Here is a 15774-nt window from a genome sequence, read left to right as displayed (position 1 = left end):
ATACATTTTACGACTAAGTACTTGGTAAACAACTAGGGCCAAACAAGATCTTAATTTCAGCAAAAAGCGAAGTATCTCGTTTAACTCTGTACTTATCACCAAAAACAAATACGTGAGCATTACCTTTATCGTCTATCATAGCTAAATTAACTTCGCAACAACCCGGGTGCTCACTTAAAACAGAACTCAACTTATTCAAGCGAACACGATTAATAGCAGAATGAGGAAGCATAATAGTAATAGGACGCGAATCAATAGACTCTAAAGAAGGCACTTCAAAATCAGTTGCACGCAAGGAAACAGTTTCATCACGAAACTCAACTTCACCGCGAATTTGAGCAACCTGATCAATAGCAAACTCATTAGCAGCAGCCTCATAAGCCTTACTAAAGAACATGCATTGTATTGAACTTTCCATGTCTTCTAAAGTAACTATCGCCCAAGCATTACCCTTTTTAGAAACACGACGATCAACGCTTGTAATTAAACCAGCTAAAGTAACTTGCTGACGCTCCCCCATTGTTTTCGCTTTATCAATAAGCTGCGCAATAGACATATCACTCAAACTCGTTAGAACAGCTGAAAGACCACTTAAAGGATGATCAGAAACGTAAAGACCAAGCATTTCACGTTCAAAATTAAGCTTAGTTTTCTTATCCCACTCTTCAACATCAGGCACACTAATATCAACATCACCTAAAAGCGACTCGCCATCATCGTCAAAATGAGAGAATAAATCAAACTGACCTTCCGCCTGCTTACGCTTAAGCGGTATAACAGAATCAATCATAGGCTCACAAATTTGCCAAATAGCACACCTATTAGGATCAATCGAATCAAAAGCTCCAGCTTTAATCAAAGATTCAACAAGCCTACGATTAAGCGCTGTAAAAGGAACTCGTTTCACAAAATCTTTGAAGTTTACAAAACGTCCTTTAGAAGACTCACGCTCAGCAATAATATCGTTTACTGCTTTATCTCCAACATTACGAATAGCACCCAAACCAAAGCGAACAACGTCTCCAACAGCAGAATATTCAAGCACGGACTCGTTAACATCAGGCTGCAAAACCTGAATACCCATGCGACGCGCTTCACCCAAGTAAAGAGCTGTCTTATCTTTATTAGTGCGTTCGTTTTGAAGCAAAGCTGCCATAAATTCCACAGGATAATGCGTTTTCAAATACGCAGTCCAATAAGAAATCAAGCCGTAAGCAGCAGAATGAGCCTTGTTAAACGCGTAACCAGAGAACGGGACTAGCACATCCCAAACAGCTTGAGCAGCCTCCTGAGAATACCCATGTTCCTTCATGCCTTCAAAGAAAGGAACCTGCTCTTTTGCTAGCACTTCAGGCTTCTTCTTGCCCATTGCTCGACGCAAAACATCTGCCTTACCAAGACTATATCCAGCTAAAATACGCGCAGCAGACTGCACCTGCTCCTGGTAAACAATCAAACCATAAGTTTCACCAAGAACATCCTTCAAAGGCTCAGCAACTTCTGGATGAATAGGAGTAATCTCTTGCAAACCATTTTTGCGCTTAGCGTAATTAGTATGCGAATCCATATCCATAGGGCCAGGTCTGTAAAGCGCAATCAAAGCCGAAATATCGTTGAAATTATCTGGCTTTAACGTACGCAGAAGCGCGCGCATACCGTCGGAATCTAGCTGGAAAACACCTAAAGTATCTCCCCTAGCAAGAAGCTGATAAGTGGCTTTATCGTCCAAAGGTATTTTCGTATAATCAATCAACTCATGACGATTATGCTCAACATTTCGAATCGTATCGCGAATAACAGTCAAATTAGAAAGACCTAAAAAGTCCATTTTAACTAGACCCAAAGTTTCGCAAGTATGATACTCAAAAGTCGTAGTAATCGTGCCATCAGTGCGCTCTAAAAGCGGCGAAGTGTTAGTTATAGGCTCAGAACCCATGATTGTTGCGCAGGCGTGAACACCAGTTTGACGAATCAAACCCTCAATACCCTTGGCTTCTTCAGTAATACGCCTAGTATCAGGATCAGACTCATACATTTCGCGGAACTCGCGCGCTTCAGCATAACGCTTGTTTTTTTCGTCGAAAATATCGCGCAAGCTCATATCTTTACCATTTTTAGGAGGAGGCAAGATCTTCGTTATTCTTTCTCCAACAGAAAACTCATATCCCATAATTCGAGCTGAATCTTTAAGAGCCTGCTTAGTTTTAATAGTTCCATAAATCACACACTGAGCTACTTTATCTCTACCGTATTTTTCACCCACGTATTCAAGAACCTTAGCGCGACCATCCGGGTCAAAATCAACATCAATATCAGGCAATGAAACTCGCTCAGGATTTAAGAATCGTTCGAAAATCAGACCGTGCTTCATAGGATCAAGCTCTGTAATACCCATTGCATACGCAACCATTGCGCCTGCAGCCGAACCACGTCCAGGGCCAACCATAACACCATGCGCTTTAGCCCAATTAATATAATCCGCAACAACTAAAAAGTATCCACAGAATTGCATTTGGCAAATCACGCCGCACTCGTAGTCAGCTTGCTTAAGAACCTCTATAGGAACGTTGTTATCGTAACGCCTCTCCAAACCTTCTTCGACTTTTTTAAGGAATAGCGAAGTCTCATCCCAACCTTCCGGGCAGTCAAATTGAGGCATAAAAGCGCCATCCTCACCGTCATCAAACATAACGTTACAACGACGAGCAATCTCAAGCGTATTATCGCAAGCTTCAGGAAGCTCCTTAAAAAGTTCGCGCATTTGCTCAGCAGACTTCAGATAATAACCAGAACCGTCAAATTTAAAACGGTCAGGATCATCCAAGCGCGAGCCTGAATTAATGCAAAGCATAGCATCCTGCGCTTCGCGATCTTCTTCATGAACGTAATGCAAATCGTTTGTTGCAAGAAGAGGAGCATTAAGACGCTTAGCAATTTCAAGCAAATCTTTAGTTACGCGCGTTTCAATAGAAAGCCCGTGATTCATAAGCTCAATAAAGAAATTATCTCGACCAAAAATATCTTGAAACTCGCCCGCAGCGCGTAAAGCCTCATCAAATTGGCCTAAACGAAGACGCGTCTGAATAATACCAGATGGGCAGCCAGAAGACGCTATAACACCCTTAGAATAAGTTGATAACACTTCCTTATCCATACGCGGGTAACGCATAACGCGGCCTTCGAGATTTGCAACAGATGACGCTTTAAGAAGATTCGTTAAACCTTCATCGTTTTGCGCCCACAAAGTCATATGCGTAATCAAACCGCCGCCAGAAACATCATCTGCATGCTGCTCTTCCGTGCCCCAATGCACGCGGCTCTTATCTTGTCTTGCAGTTTCAGGAGTAACATACGCTTCAATGCCAATAATCGGCTTAATACCAGCCTTTACAGCCGTACTCCACATTTCGTACGCGCCGTGCATATTGCCGTGATCCGTAATAGCTACAGCTGGCATACCTAATTCTTTAGCACGATTAACCAAATCTGGAATTTTAGAAGCTCCATCAAGCAATGAATAATGCGTGTGATTGTGCAAATGTACAAAATTGGTTTCCGGCTGACTCATAGACGATATTCTATAAGCGAAAGCTGACCTCTAAAATCAAAAATGCTATTTTGATAACGCTCGCATGGCTTCTAAAGCGTGTTGCAAATCTGAAGGATACTGCGACTTTAACGTAATAATTTTACCGGTAGTAGGATGCGTAAAAGTAAGTTCCATAGAATGCAACCATTGACGTTGCAACCCAAGTTCTTGAGCCAAAACTGGATTCGCGCCATACATTGAATCCCCTACCAAAGGATGGCCTATAGAAGAAAAATGCACTCGGATTTGATGCGTGCGGCCGGTTTCCAAATTAATGCTTACTAACGTTGCTCGACCGAAACGCTCAAGCACATCCCAGTGAGTTACAGCAGGCTTTCCATCCAAAGTAATAGTGAAACGGAAATCAGATACTTTTGCGCGACCAATAGGAGCCTCAATAGTTGCTTTATTTTGCGCTAAATCTCCTTGAACAAGCGCATGATATGTTTTTTTAACACTATGATTTGCAAACTGCTTTTTCATTACTTCATAAGCAAAATCTGTTTTACAAACCAGCATTAATCCGCTTGTTCCAACGTCTAATCTGCTTACTATTCCTTTGCGTGATTCATCGCAAACGGTTGTTTTTATATCTATTCCAGCAGCTTCTATGCATTCTGGGACTGTCGGCCCGCTCCATCCTTTGGCTGCATGAGATGCAACTCCAACAGGCTTATCTACAACAACAACATCGTCATCGTTATAAATTATTGGAATATCGCATATAGAAGATTTACTATTTTGCTCTTCTTTTTGTTGTGCTGTTACTTTTTCTTCTGCTGTTCCCTTATCTTCTGCCGTTTCTTTTTGATCAACAACAATCATGTCTCCATCTTGCAAAATGGAGGATTTTTGCGATTTTCTACCTAAGATTTTTGCTTGGTTACGCTCAATAAGAGATATCGCATTTGCACGCGAAACTCCCATTAGCTTTGATAAGCAAACGTCAAATCTGCAGCCGGAAAATTGGCTTGTAACTTTAAAGCAAATATCACTCATCAGCACGCTCTAAAAGAGGAATCCCAATCAAAATAAGGCATACAACTGCGATTCCTGCAAACATAAGCTCAATATCTGCAACGTTTCCAACAGACCAACCGTAGTTTATAAAATCTACGACTTTGCCATTCAAAAAACCTTGAGCATATTGCGCTCTATCAATGAGATTTCCAAAAGCTCCAGCAAACGCTAGAGCAAACGCAATAGTCCAATACAAAGATTTTGTGTGCTTAATAGCCGCTATCATGGCACCACAAGCAGCACAAGCTAATACGCTAATAACCCATGTAAAAGAAGAACCTAAGCCAAATGATGCTCCAGGATTTCGTACAAGAGTTAAAGAAAGCAAGTGTGGGAAAACTTCAATATTTTTCCCACCGCTAAGCGCTGACAAAGCCCAAATTTTCGTTATGCGATCTAGCACAACGCCAACAAAAACAATCAGTGCAAAAACGGCTACGCGAGTACGTAGCCGTTTCACACGCACATCTCTATGCGTCAATTTTTATCCGATCTGTAATAGCGAAATAGTATCGGCTCTAGCACGCAAACACTTAAAATTAACTTAAAAATCAATCTAAAACTAGCCTGAAACTAATCTAAAACTAATTTAAAAATTAATCTAAAATTGCGCGCTTGTGCAGAAAACTACTCCTTCTTATCTTCAGTGGAAGCTTGCTTCTGACCTAATGAGTCATAAGTATTTGCATCGGAAACTTGAGCAACAAGCTGTCCAAGGAAATCAGTCAAGCGAGCACGATATTCAGTTTCGAACTGCTTAAGGCTCTGAATATTACCTTCGATAACTTTAGTTTGCTTCTCAAGATTCTCACGTACCTGGCGAGCATAAGCATCGGCCTTAGTGCGAGTATTAGCGTCATAGTCGGCAGCACGATGCTGAACTTCAGCTTCATACTGATCAGCTTGCTCATGAACTTGCTTAGCGTAATCATCTGCAGCTTGACGAACCTTGCCTGAATAAGCATCAGCTTCATTATGCGCACGAGCGGCATAAGCATCGGCGTCAGAACGAGTACGTGCAGAGTAATCATCTGAATCACCACGAGTCTGCTTGCTGTATGTATCTGCTTCAGAACGTGTGCGATTAGAGTAATCATCAGCCTTTGCAATAACTTCGTTATAACGAGCTTGGCTTTCTTCAACAATCTGCTGAGCCTTAGCCTTGCCCTTATCAACATATTGATCATGAAGTTGCATAGCAAGAGTCAACATTGCAGTAGCGCGTTCAGGCTCAGATCCTGAAACTTCAGCACCAGCGCCAGCAATCTTCTGCAAGCTACCGGTTTCAGTATTTGGTTCGAGCTTAGAAACTTGCTTACGCAACTGTTCCTCGCGCTGACGAGATTCTTCAAGTTGGCGAGCTAAATCTTGGAACTTAGCATTTTCTTGCTGTGTAACAACAAGCTGCTGACGAATATTGTCAAGTTCTCGACCCAAATTCTCACTGCTTGCACGGAAGTCATCACGCTCACGCTTAACAGTTTCAAGTTCCTTCGCAGCTGCCTTATCGTCATTATCAGACTTAGCTGCTTGTGCTGTAAGCTGATCAATTTGATTGCTCATAGCGTCAAGTTGCTCCTTAAGTTGCTGATTCTGCGCAGACAAAGCGCGGTTGCTTTCTTCTGCTTCAGTAAGCTTTGCAGAAACAACATCTTCCTTATCGGAGCCTTCTTTAGAAGCTGCACGCAAAGATTCATTTTCCTTGGTTAAAGATTCAACCTTAGAAGTAAGCTCAGCAATCTTCTTATTTAATCCTGCAACATCCTGTCCCAAAGACTGAGTTGAAGCCCCAAGTCCTTGAACAGCTTGCTGACCAAGAGCTTCGATTGTTTCGGTGACTTGATCCAAAAAGTCGTCAACCTCGTCGACGTCATAACCACCTTTAAAACGAACAATCTGGAAAGTATGCTCTCGGATATCTTTAGGCGTTAAAAGAGTCATAATGCATTACACCTCACTTTTGGGGACTATGCTCCAAGATATATATCTATTTGATGCTATCACGTTGAGTAACCAATTACAGCAAAACACGAGTATAAAAAATAAAATTAATAATATTATTTATTTTTACTGCCTACTTTTAGTATCTACTTTTGCAATTTGCTTTCAATATCTACTTTCGCTGCCAACTCTCGCTGCTACTTCCAGTATCTGCTTTCGCTGTCAACTTTTATGAATGTAGATAAACAATAATTTGCTAATTAAATCAAATGAATAATATTTCTAATTAGCATAAGTCCAAAATACAAAACAATAAACGCTGTATCAAAACTTATGCGCCCCATATTCATAGGCGGAATATAGCGCCGTAAGAATTTTAATGGCGGTTCAGTCAGCTTATAAATAACGCGGATAATAATTCTTAACACGCCATTAGGCCTGAAAGATGGGAAAAACACGTGTGCCCAATCAGCAATAACTCGCAAGAAAAGTATTGTCATATAGGCGTCAATAAGCAAAGATAACGCAAGTATCACAAAGAACAACAAAATTTTAATCATACTGTCTAAATAAACTCCATCACTATTCGCGGTCTTTAATTATATACATAAAAGCAATACTTAAAATAAAAAGGCAATGAATTCATATAAAAACATTGCCTTTTATAAAATCAATATTAAATTGTGCAATCAAATCTTCACGTAATTAACGCAATTCTTCAATAGCCTAGTCAATAAATAAACTAGTCAGCAAATAAATCCCTGGCAGAATTACTCTTCGGAGTACTTTCAACCTTAATATTTACTTGAGCTGGACTTAGCAAGAATACTCTAGGTGTTACTCGCTCAATCGAACCACCAACACCAAAGACTACGCCAGCAGAAAAATCAACAATACGATACGCAACAGCTTCAGAAACCCCAGTTAGATTTAACACAACAGGAGTGCCATCTCGCAATGCGCGACCAACCATTTGAGCATCGTCATATGACTTCGGATGAATCGTAGTAATCCTGCTCATACGATTTGCGCTACCGACTCTAGGAGAAGAAAAATCCCTGCTACGAGAAGCATCATCACGCTGAATACCAGGAGCTACAGAATAATCGCTATCAAACGACCTATCTTGCTCATTAGATTCAATCGCATCGTCATCTTGTACATCTGACATACCCATGTACGACATCACGCGATTTACTAATCCAGCCATTGAACAACCCTCCTCAATTCACTTTCAGCGCAAGAAATCAGGAATATCCAACTCGTCTGGTTCCTCAACAGGTTGTACTGAAGGAGCAGGCGACTCATATTGACGCGCAGCAGGCTCTTCAAACATAGAAGGAGTGCTTGTTGCAGTTGGTGCAGCAGGTTTTGGTTCAGGCTGTGTACGAGTTTTAGATGTTGACTGAGCTGGAGCAACATGCTCAACACCAGCTTGCATATCTACAAACTTACCAGATAAACCAGCATCATCCTTCTTAGAATGAGCGTCAAATCCTGCAGCAATAACAGTTACGCGCACTTCATCGCCATAAGCATCATCCAATGAAAGACCCCAAATAATCTGGGCTTCTGGATGAATAGCCTTACGTACAAGTTCAGTTGCAGCTGAAGCTTCTTGAAGTTTCAAATCACATGGACCAGCAATATTAATCAAAGCACCATGTGCACCTTCAATGCTTTCTTCAAGCAATGGAGAACTAATAGCAATTTCAGCAGCCTGTGTTGCGCGATCTTCACCCTTAGCAGCACCAATACCGAACAAAGCAGTACCAGCACCACGCAAGATAGCCGTAACATCAGAAAAATCAACGTGAATATACGAATTGGTAGAAATAATATCCGTAATTCCGCGTACACCGGAAAGTAAAGCTGTATCAGCTAACTTGAAAGCGTCGATGATTCCAATAGCGCGATCAGATACTTCCAACAAACGGTCGTTAGGAATAACGATCAAAGCATCTACTTCTTTACGAAGATTTTCAATACCAAGATTTGCAGAAGCAGCACGCTGAGGACCTTCAAAGCTGAATGGACGAGTTACAACAGCAATGGTTAATGCACCTTGTTGATGTGCTGCACGAGCCACGAGAGGGCCAGCACCAGTACCTGTACCGCCGCCTTCGCCGCAGGTGACGAACACCATATCAGCGCCCTTTAATGCCTCTTCGATATCTGATTGATGATCTTGAGCAGCCTTAGCACCCTTTTCAGGGTCAGCTCCAGCTCCAAGTCCTCTACTAGAAGCATCTGATAATGAAATCTTTACGTCAGCATCCGAGCGCATCAAATCTTTAGCATCTGTATTTATAGCTACAAACTCTACATTCTGTAAGCCCTCGGTGATCATTCGGTTGACGGCATTACCGCCGCCACCACCGACGCCGACTACCTTAATGATGGTTTTGTCGTTGAAATTGTCAGTCTGGGCAATCTCGCTCACCGTTGTCTCCTGTCACTCAAGCACGTTTACGCAATACTTTAGCGCAAAACGCTCGATAATGGCGACTTTTTACTAATAAAAACTTAAAAAAATCGTCTGGTACGATAATACACCTGACTATACGCAAATTATTATCGTGTTTTTCTTAATAAAAGTTTATATAAATAAACAAAAGTTTAGAGTAGTTTAAACTATGAATAAAACCCTAGAAAACACTACTAAAACTTAATAACTAGCATCCATAGGATCATCGCCAAAAAGCGCTTCACGTTCTTCGTGAGACGTTTTGCGCGAATCCAACCAGCCATAAGGCAAGTGAACTTTCTTTGCGAAACGGACTCTACCTCGCGGCGTGTCTAAAATACGCTCAGGCAATCTTAAAGACCCGTCCAAAGCATCAATATTTCGTTGCACGTCATCAATTGACTCGCATTCCATAAACGCTTTACGAGTACCGCCACCAACAGGGAAACCCTTTAAATACCAAGCAACATGCTTACGCAAATCATGAACAGCCATACGCTCGTCACCATCATAAAACTCAACTAAAAGTCTCAAGTGACGCAAAATAACGGAACCAACTTCTGCCAAAGTAGGATTCACACGATTATCGCTACCTTCGCAAGCATTGCGAATATCAGCAAACAACCACGGGCGACCTTGGCATCCTCGACCGATAGCAACACCAGCGCAACCAGTTTCTTTAAACATTGCGAGCGCATCTTCCGCACCCCAAATATCACCATTGCCAAAAACAGGAATATTCAGCGCCTCTACAAGCTCCCCAATACGCTGCCAATCTGAATGACCACCGTAATATTCTGCAGTTGTGCGAGCATGCAAAGTTACAGCAGCACATCCTTCTTCTTGCGCAATATGACCAGCTTGAATAAAAGTTTCATGACTTTCGTCAATACCAACACGGAATTTAGCTGTAACAGGAATTCCTGCTGGCTCACAAACAGAAACAACGCGATGCAAAATTTCTTGCAACAAATCTGTTTTCCAAGGAAGAGCAGAACCGCCGCCGCGCCTTGTAACTTTTGGAACTGGGCAGCCGAAGTTTAAGTCAACGTGATCAGCCATGTTTTCGTCAACAACAATTCGAGCTGCTTGCTCAACTATAGAAGGATTTACACCATAAAGTTGCAAGGAGCGCACTTTTTCGCTAGGCGCAAAACGGCATAAACGCAATGCTTTTGGATTTCTTGCAACTAATGCGCGAGCTGTGATCATTTCTGCCACGTAAAGCCCGTCCGGACCATATTCGCGGCAGATTACTCGAAAAGGCCAGTTAGTGATTCCGGCCATTGGAGACAAAACAACAGGAGTTGCAATATGAACTTTCCCTAAATCCACTGGTTTTATAGAAAAATTCATATTGCTTTAACTCCGTTCACTTTAATAATAATTTTGTCTGCTAATTCTTAAGCGCTACTCAAGAGATACTCAAGCGATACTCAAGATATCTTTAATCGATAAAGCGCGTATTAGTACAATCCGCCAGCAGTCGCGATTTGCACAGGCTTAGACTCGTCTTCTCCTGCTTCTTTAGCAATATCTACAGCACCATCAGCCGAGCGAGTACCAACGATTTCAACAGGTCCTTGCGGATACTTAACACGCTTTTCGTTAATGCGGCTAGCAACGTAATCTGCAACCTTGTCCAAGGAAACACGCTCCTGCTGCATAGTGTCGCGCTCGCGGATTGTAACAGCATGATCTTCCAAAGTATCGAAGTCAACTGTTACGCACAAAGGAGTACCAATCTCATCTTCACGACGGTAGCGGCGACCAATAGCACCAGCCTCATCGTAATCAATAACCCAATCATGCTGGCGCAAATCTGCAGCCAAATCTTGAGCAACAGATTGCAATTCTGGCTTCTTGCTCAAAGGCAAAACTGCAGCTTTAACAGGAGCCAAGCGAGGATCAAGTCGAAGAACAGTGCGCTTGTCAACTCCGCCCTTAGTGTTTGGAGCTTCGTCAACGTCGTACGCGTCAACCAAGAATGCCATAAGCGAGCGCGTAAGGCCAGCAGCAGGCTCAATAACGTAAGGAACATACTTTTCGCCAGTAGCCTGATTAAAGTAGCTCAGATCCTCGCCAGAATGCTTAGAGTGAGCAGACAAATCGTAATCGGTACGGTTTGCAATACCTTCAAGCTCTCCCCAATCCGAACCTTGGAAGCCGAATTTGTATTCAATGTCGACAGTTCGCTTGGAATAGTGACTGAGCTTTTCCTTAGGATGCTCATACATACGCAAGTTTTCTGGCTTAACACCCAAATCCACATACCAACGCACGCGAGTATCAATCCAATACTGATGCCAAGCTTCGTCGGTTCCAGGCTCTACGAAGAACTCCATTTCCATCTGCTCAAATTCGCGAGTGCGGAAGATGAAGTTTCCAGGCGTAATTTCGTTACGGAAAGACTTACCAATATTTGCAATACCGAAAGGTGGCTTTTGACGAGTAGAAGTCATAACGTTCTTAAAGTCCACGAAAATGCCCTGAGCTGTTTCTGGACGCAAATAATGCAAGCTGTTTTCGTCTTCAACCGGTCCTAAATGAGTGCGAAGCATCATATTGAAGTCGCGCGGCTCAGTCCAGTTTCCACGAGTACCGCAATCTGGGCAAACAATATCTTTTAAGCCATTTTCTGGCATTTTGTCGCCATGCTTTTCAGCATAAGATTCTTCCAACTTATCTGCACGATGACGCTTATGGCAATTCAAGCACTCAATCAAAGGATCGTTAAACACGGAAACGTGACCGGAAGCAACCCACACTTGCGAAGGCAAAATAACGGAAGTATCCACGCCAACAACATCTCCACGCGTGGTAACCATGTAACGCCACCATTCGCGCTTGATATTATCCTTCAACGCAACGCCCAACGGACCGTAATCCCACGCAGAGCGCGTGCCACCGTAAATTTCGCCGGCCGGGAACACAAAACCTCGACGCTTAGCCAAGGACACGACTTCATCAAGCTTTGAAACAGCCACAATACACCTTTTCATGATCTTTAAGAATTTGTTTAAAAACGTTGCTTATTATAGAAAAACCCTGTGACGCTAGACGAATATAAATAAAACTACACTTATTTGCAAACGCGCTCTGCTGTTAGTTATGCATAGAAAAGAATTTAGAAGGTAAGAAAATCATAAGAAGCGGAAGAACAACAACACCATAAATCCATATTCGTCCAGCGTTTTGAGAAAGCCATGGAAGCTGCGCATAAAATCCAACAGGAACAAGCACATCATTGCCAATAATCCTCAAAGCCATAATCCAAACAACAGCACTTGAGCATATAACGTGCAACAACAATCCAAGTATGCCAGTTCTAGAACGCGCGCACCAAGTAGAAATAAGAATTAAAAGAAATGCTACGACTAATCCAATGGGCATATTGCTAGCAGCACCAACTCTATGAGCAAAAGTGCCGATTAATCCGCATAAAATAGCCGAAACAAACGTAACCACATACCTGCCCCACACTGGAAGATTATGCGACCACGGTTTTTCTTTCATAATACGCCTCACAAAATAAAAGTTATAAAAGAGTATACAAAATTTCTATAAATTCCCTATAAAATATCTATAAATTATAAAACAATCATGAAAAATAAGATACGCGTAACTTATGCACATTTAACATACATAAATTACGCGTAACTTAGAAAATTTATTTAAAACGCGTCACGCAGCATTATTTTGACGACGCTGCTTAGCACGCCACTTATACCATTCGTCGCGGCTCAAAATAATCTTGCGCACGCGAATAGATTCAGGCGTAACTTCCACGCACTCGTCTTCGTTAGCGAAGTCAAGAGACTCTTCCAAGCTCATCTTGATTGGTGGAGTCAAAGTTTCAAGCACATCAGCGGTTGAAGAACGCATGTTAGTCATATGCTTAGCAAGAGTAATGTTCACATCCAACTCGTCTGGCTTGTTGTTAATACCAACAATTTGTCCTTCGTAAACTGGGCTTTGCGGATCAACGAAGAAGATACCACGAGCTTGCAAACGCTGCATAGCATAAGGAGTTGCAACACCCTTACGATCGCAAACCATAGAACCGTTTTGACGAGTCACAATCTGACCAGCCCATGGAGCATATCCGGCAGAAATAGAGCTTGCGATACCAGTTCCGCGAGTAGCAGAAAGCAAAGCTGTGCGGAAACCAATAAGACCACGAGAAGGAACAGTAAATTGCAAACGAACCCAACCGGAACCATGGTTGCTCATAGAATCCATGCGACCTTTACGATCAGCCATAAGCTGAGTGACGGTACCCATGTACTCTTCTGGAACGTCAATCGTAGTGCTTTCCATAGGCTCGTTAATCTGACCATCAATAGTCTTAGTAACAACCTGAGGACGACCAACAGTAAGCTCGTAGCCTTCGCGACGCATTTGCTCAGCCAAAACAGCCAAAGCAAGCTCGCCACGACCCTGAACTTCCCAAGTATCTGGGCGATCAGTTGGAAGAACCTTAATGGACACGTTACCAATAAGTTCGCGATCCAAACGATCCTTAATCATACGAGCAGTAAGCTTATGATCCTTGCCTTCAGTTCCAGCAAGAGGAGAATCGTTTACACCGAAAGTCATGGAAATTGCAGGATCGTCAACGTGAATTAATGGAAGTGGCTTTGGATCATTCTGGTCAACAATCGTTTCGCCAATCATAATATCGTTCACGCCAGCAACAGCCACAATGTCACCAGGACCTGCAGAAGCTACAGGAGTGCGCTCCAAACCTTGAGTGCGAAGAAGCTCAGAAACGCGGAAGTTTTCAATAGATCCGTCGACGCGAGAAAGACCGTAAGTCTTACCCTTTTCCAAAGTACCGTTGTAAATTCGCACTAAACCAAGACGGCCCAAGAAGTCAGAGGAATCAATGTTTGCAACATGAGCCTGAAGAGGAGCTCTTTCATCGTATTCAGGAGCTGGAATGTTGGAAATAATAGAGTCAAAAAGTGGCTCCAAATTATCGTTATCTGGAAGAGCACCATTCGCAGGCCTATTAACAGAAGCGTATCCAGCTTTAGCAGCGCAATAAATCACTGGCAAATCAAGCAAAGCGTCGAGATCGAGGTCAATACCTTCCTCAACAACGTCCTGAGCTAAGCCAAGAAGCAAATCTGTTGACTCACCAACAACTTCTTCAATACGAGCGTCTGGACGATCGACTTTGTTTACGCACAAAATCACAGGAAGCTTAGATTCCAAAGCTTTACGAAGCACGAAACGAGTTTGTGGAAGAGGGCCTTCAGAAGCATCAACCAACAAAACAACGCCGTCAACCATAGAAATACCGCGCTCAACTTCGCCGCCGAAATCAGCGTGGCCTGGAGTATCAATCACGTTAATAGTGATACCTTCTGGATGACCATACTTTTCAGCCAATGGACCAGTGTATTGCACAGCAGTGTTCTTAGCAAGAATAGTAATGCCCTTTTCGCGTTCCAAATCGTTGGAATCCATAACGCGATCTGGAACTTCTTCACGCTCAGAAAATACGTGCGACTGCTGAAGCATAGCGTTTACCAGAGTGGTCTTACCGTGGTCGACGTGCGCCACAATTGCCACATTTCGAATATCACCGCGAACAGTCATCACAAACCTCTTCCATTCTTCGCGTATTAAGCGTTTTACATTTCCTAAATAAGCATGCAAATACTATTATTACGACTATAAATTGCATAAAACTTGACATTGTGCCAAACCGCACCGATTTTACTCGATGTTAAAGACAGTTATATACACGCTACTAATCTAATAAATCTAATAAGTATTTTTAAAATAAATTGCTCACAAATCGCAAGCAATTTTCTACTATTATTAGAAAAACTAAGACACAAACTAAGCCAGAAACCAATATAAACTAATATAAACTAAGCTACAACGCCCTTAGATATAAGCTCTCTAGCAACTTCGCGATATTCCTTAGCTGTTTTATGCTCAGGAGCAAAAATCGTGATTGGTACAGCAGCAACAGTTGAATCAGGAAGCTTAATAGAACGAGAAATCACAGAGTGAAGAACACGACCTTGGAAAGCTTCATAAATGCGTTGCAATACTTCTTCACTGTGGAGAGTGCGAGTATACATTGTCACAAGCACGCCAAAAACTTCCAAGTTTGGATTAATGCGCGATTGGACTTTTTCAATTGATTGCATAAGCAAAGCAACACCACGAAGCGCAAAGAATTCAGCAGCAACAGGAATAATCACGCCATCTGCAGCAGTAAGAGCATTAACAGTCAGCAAACCTAGAGAAGGCTGGCAATCAATAATAATCACATCATATTCATTACGAATCTTATGCAAAACACCAGCTAAAATTTGCTCACGACCAACTTCAGTAACCAATTGCACTTCCGCAGCAGAAAGGTCAATATTGGCAGGCATTACATCTATATTTTCAGTTGCAGTATGACGAATTACATCATGAACATCAACTGACGAGTCAAAAAGCGCTGTGTAAACAGTATTGTCAAGAGCATTAGCGTTAATACCAAGTCCAACAGTTGCAGCACCTTGAGGATCAAAATCAACTATTAAAACTTTACGACCATACTGACTTAATGCACCAGCGATATTGATAGAGCTTGTTGTCTTACCAACACCACCTTTTTGATTGCACATAGCAATAACACGCGCAGGTCCATGAGAATTCAATGGTTCCGGCGCACAAAAAGTTTCATATTCACGTCCAAGTAAATCAGTAGGCATGTCTCCAATGCTATCAATAGGTATGCTCACGA

Annotated in this window: 12 protein-coding genes; all 12 read right to left on the bottom strand. The window is 42.3% G+C overall.

Going from position 1 to position 15774, the window contains the following annotated elements:
- Window positions 1–13: 13 nt before the first annotated feature.
- Window positions 14–3568: a DNA polymerase III subunit alpha gene (gene dnaE / locus BFS05_RS04415; protein WP_103084775.1), complete on the bottom strand. Its 3555-nt coding sequence runs from the start codon at window positions 3566–3568 to the stop codon at window positions 14–16.
- Window positions 3569–3613: 45 nt separating this feature from the next.
- Window positions 3614–4588: an RluA family pseudouridine synthase gene (locus BFS05_RS04410; RefSeq protein WP_103084774.1), complete on the bottom strand. Its 975-nt coding sequence runs from the start codon at window positions 4586–4588 to the stop codon at window positions 3614–3616.
- Window positions 4581–5075 (bottom strand): signal peptidase II, encoded by a 495-nt coding sequence (locus BFS05_RS04405; protein WP_103084773.1) that lies wholly within the window; start codon window positions 5073–5075, stop codon window positions 4581–4583. The genes BFS05_RS04410 and BFS05_RS04405 overlap by 8 nt, the downstream gene beginning before the upstream one ends.
- A gap of 161 nt (window positions 5076–5236) precedes the next feature.
- On the bottom strand, window positions 5237–6550 hold the full coding sequence (locus BFS05_RS04400) for a DivIVA domain-containing protein (protein WP_103084772.1): 1314 nt from the start codon (window positions 6548–6550) through the stop codon (window positions 5237–5239).
- A gap of 260 nt (window positions 6551–6810) precedes the next feature.
- A complete protein-coding gene (locus BFS05_RS04395; protein WP_103084771.1) occupies window positions 6811–7110 on the bottom strand; it encodes a YggT family protein in 300 nt (99 codons plus the stop codon).
- 182 nt (window positions 7111–7292) lie between these two features.
- The gene (locus BFS05_RS04390; protein ID WP_103084770.1) at window positions 7293–7760 is read right to left on the bottom strand and encodes a cell division protein SepF; all 468 of its coding nucleotides are present in this window, start codon (window positions 7758–7760) and stop codon (window positions 7293–7295) included.
- Window positions 7761–7784: 24 nt separating this feature from the next.
- Window positions 7785–8993 (bottom strand): cell division protein FtsZ, encoded by a 1209-nt coding sequence (gene ftsZ / locus BFS05_RS04385; protein ID WP_103084769.1) that lies wholly within the window; start codon window positions 8991–8993, stop codon window positions 7785–7787.
- 225 nt (window positions 8994–9218) lie between these two features.
- Window positions 9219–10373, bottom strand: a complete 1155-nt coding sequence (gene dusB / locus BFS05_RS04380; RefSeq protein WP_103084768.1) for a tRNA dihydrouridine synthase DusB — start codon at window positions 10371–10373, stop codon at window positions 9219–9221.
- A gap of 110 nt (window positions 10374–10483) precedes the next feature.
- Entirely contained in the window at window positions 10484–12004 is a 1521-nt protein-coding gene (locus BFS05_RS04375; RefSeq protein ID WP_103084767.1) for a glycine--tRNA ligase, read from the bottom strand.
- Between the two features lie 118 nt (window positions 12005–12122).
- The gene (locus BFS05_RS04370; protein WP_258004248.1) at window positions 12123–12533 is read right to left on the bottom strand and encodes an alcohol dehydrogenase; all 411 of its coding nucleotides are present in this window, start codon (window positions 12531–12533) and stop codon (window positions 12123–12125) included.
- Window positions 12534–12701: 168 nt separating this feature from the next.
- Window positions 12702–14624 carry a translational GTPase TypA gene (gene typA, locus BFS05_RS04365; RefSeq protein WP_103084766.1) on the bottom strand — a complete coding sequence of 641 codons (1923 nt, stop codon included), beginning with the start codon at window positions 14622–14624 and terminating at the stop codon, window positions 12702–12704.
- 278 nt (window positions 14625–14902) lie between these two features.
- Window positions 14903–15742: a ParA family protein gene (locus tag BFS05_RS04360; protein ID WP_103084765.1), complete on the bottom strand. Its 840-nt coding sequence runs from the start codon at window positions 15740–15742 to the stop codon at window positions 14903–14905.
- Window positions 15743–15774 lie beyond the last annotated feature (32 nt).

This window comes from Gardnerella coleohominis, from assembly GCF_002896555.1.
GTDB lineage: Bacteria > Actinomycetota > Actinomycetes > Actinomycetales > Bifidobacteriaceae > Bifidobacterium > Bifidobacterium vaginale_F.
This window is presented reverse-complemented; position numbering and strand designations above follow the sequence as displayed.

What these genes read in the sequence shown, in the direction of transcription:
- dnaE (WP_103084775.1), bottom strand. Translation starts at nt 3,568, where the DNA reads ATGAGTCAGCCGGAAACCAATTTTGTACATTTGCACAATCACACGCAT.
- BFS05_RS04410 (WP_103084774.1), bottom strand. Translation starts at nt 4,588, where the DNA reads ATGAGTGATATTTGCTTTAAAGTTACAAGCCAATTTTCCGGCTGCAGA.
- BFS05_RS04400 (WP_103084772.1), bottom strand. Translation starts at nt 6,550, where the DNA reads ATGACTCTTTTAACGCCTAAAGATATCCGAGAGCATACTTTCCAGATT.
- BFS05_RS04395 (WP_103084771.1), bottom strand. Translation starts at nt 7,110, where the DNA reads ATGATTAAAATTTTGTTGTTCTTTGTGATACTTGCGTTATCTTTGCTT.
- BFS05_RS04390 (WP_103084770.1), bottom strand. Translation starts at nt 7,760, where the DNA reads ATGGCTGGATTAGTAAATCGCGTGATGTCGTACATGGGTATGTCAGAT.
- dusB (WP_103084768.1), bottom strand. Translation starts at nt 10,373, where the DNA reads ATGAATTTTTCTATAAAACCAGTGGATTTAGGGAAAGTTCATATTGCA.
- BFS05_RS04370 (WP_258004248.1), bottom strand. Translation starts at nt 12,533, where the DNA reads ATGAAAGAAAAACCGTGGTCGCATAATCTTCCAGTGTGGGGCAGGTAT.
- typA (WP_103084766.1), bottom strand. Translation starts at nt 14,624, where the DNA reads ATGACTGTTCGCGGTGATATTCGAAATGTGGCAATTGTGGCGCACGTC.
- BFS05_RS04360 (WP_103084765.1), bottom strand. Translation starts at nt 15,742, where the DNA reads ATGCCTACTGATTTACTTGGACGTGAATATGAAACTTTTTGTGCGCCG.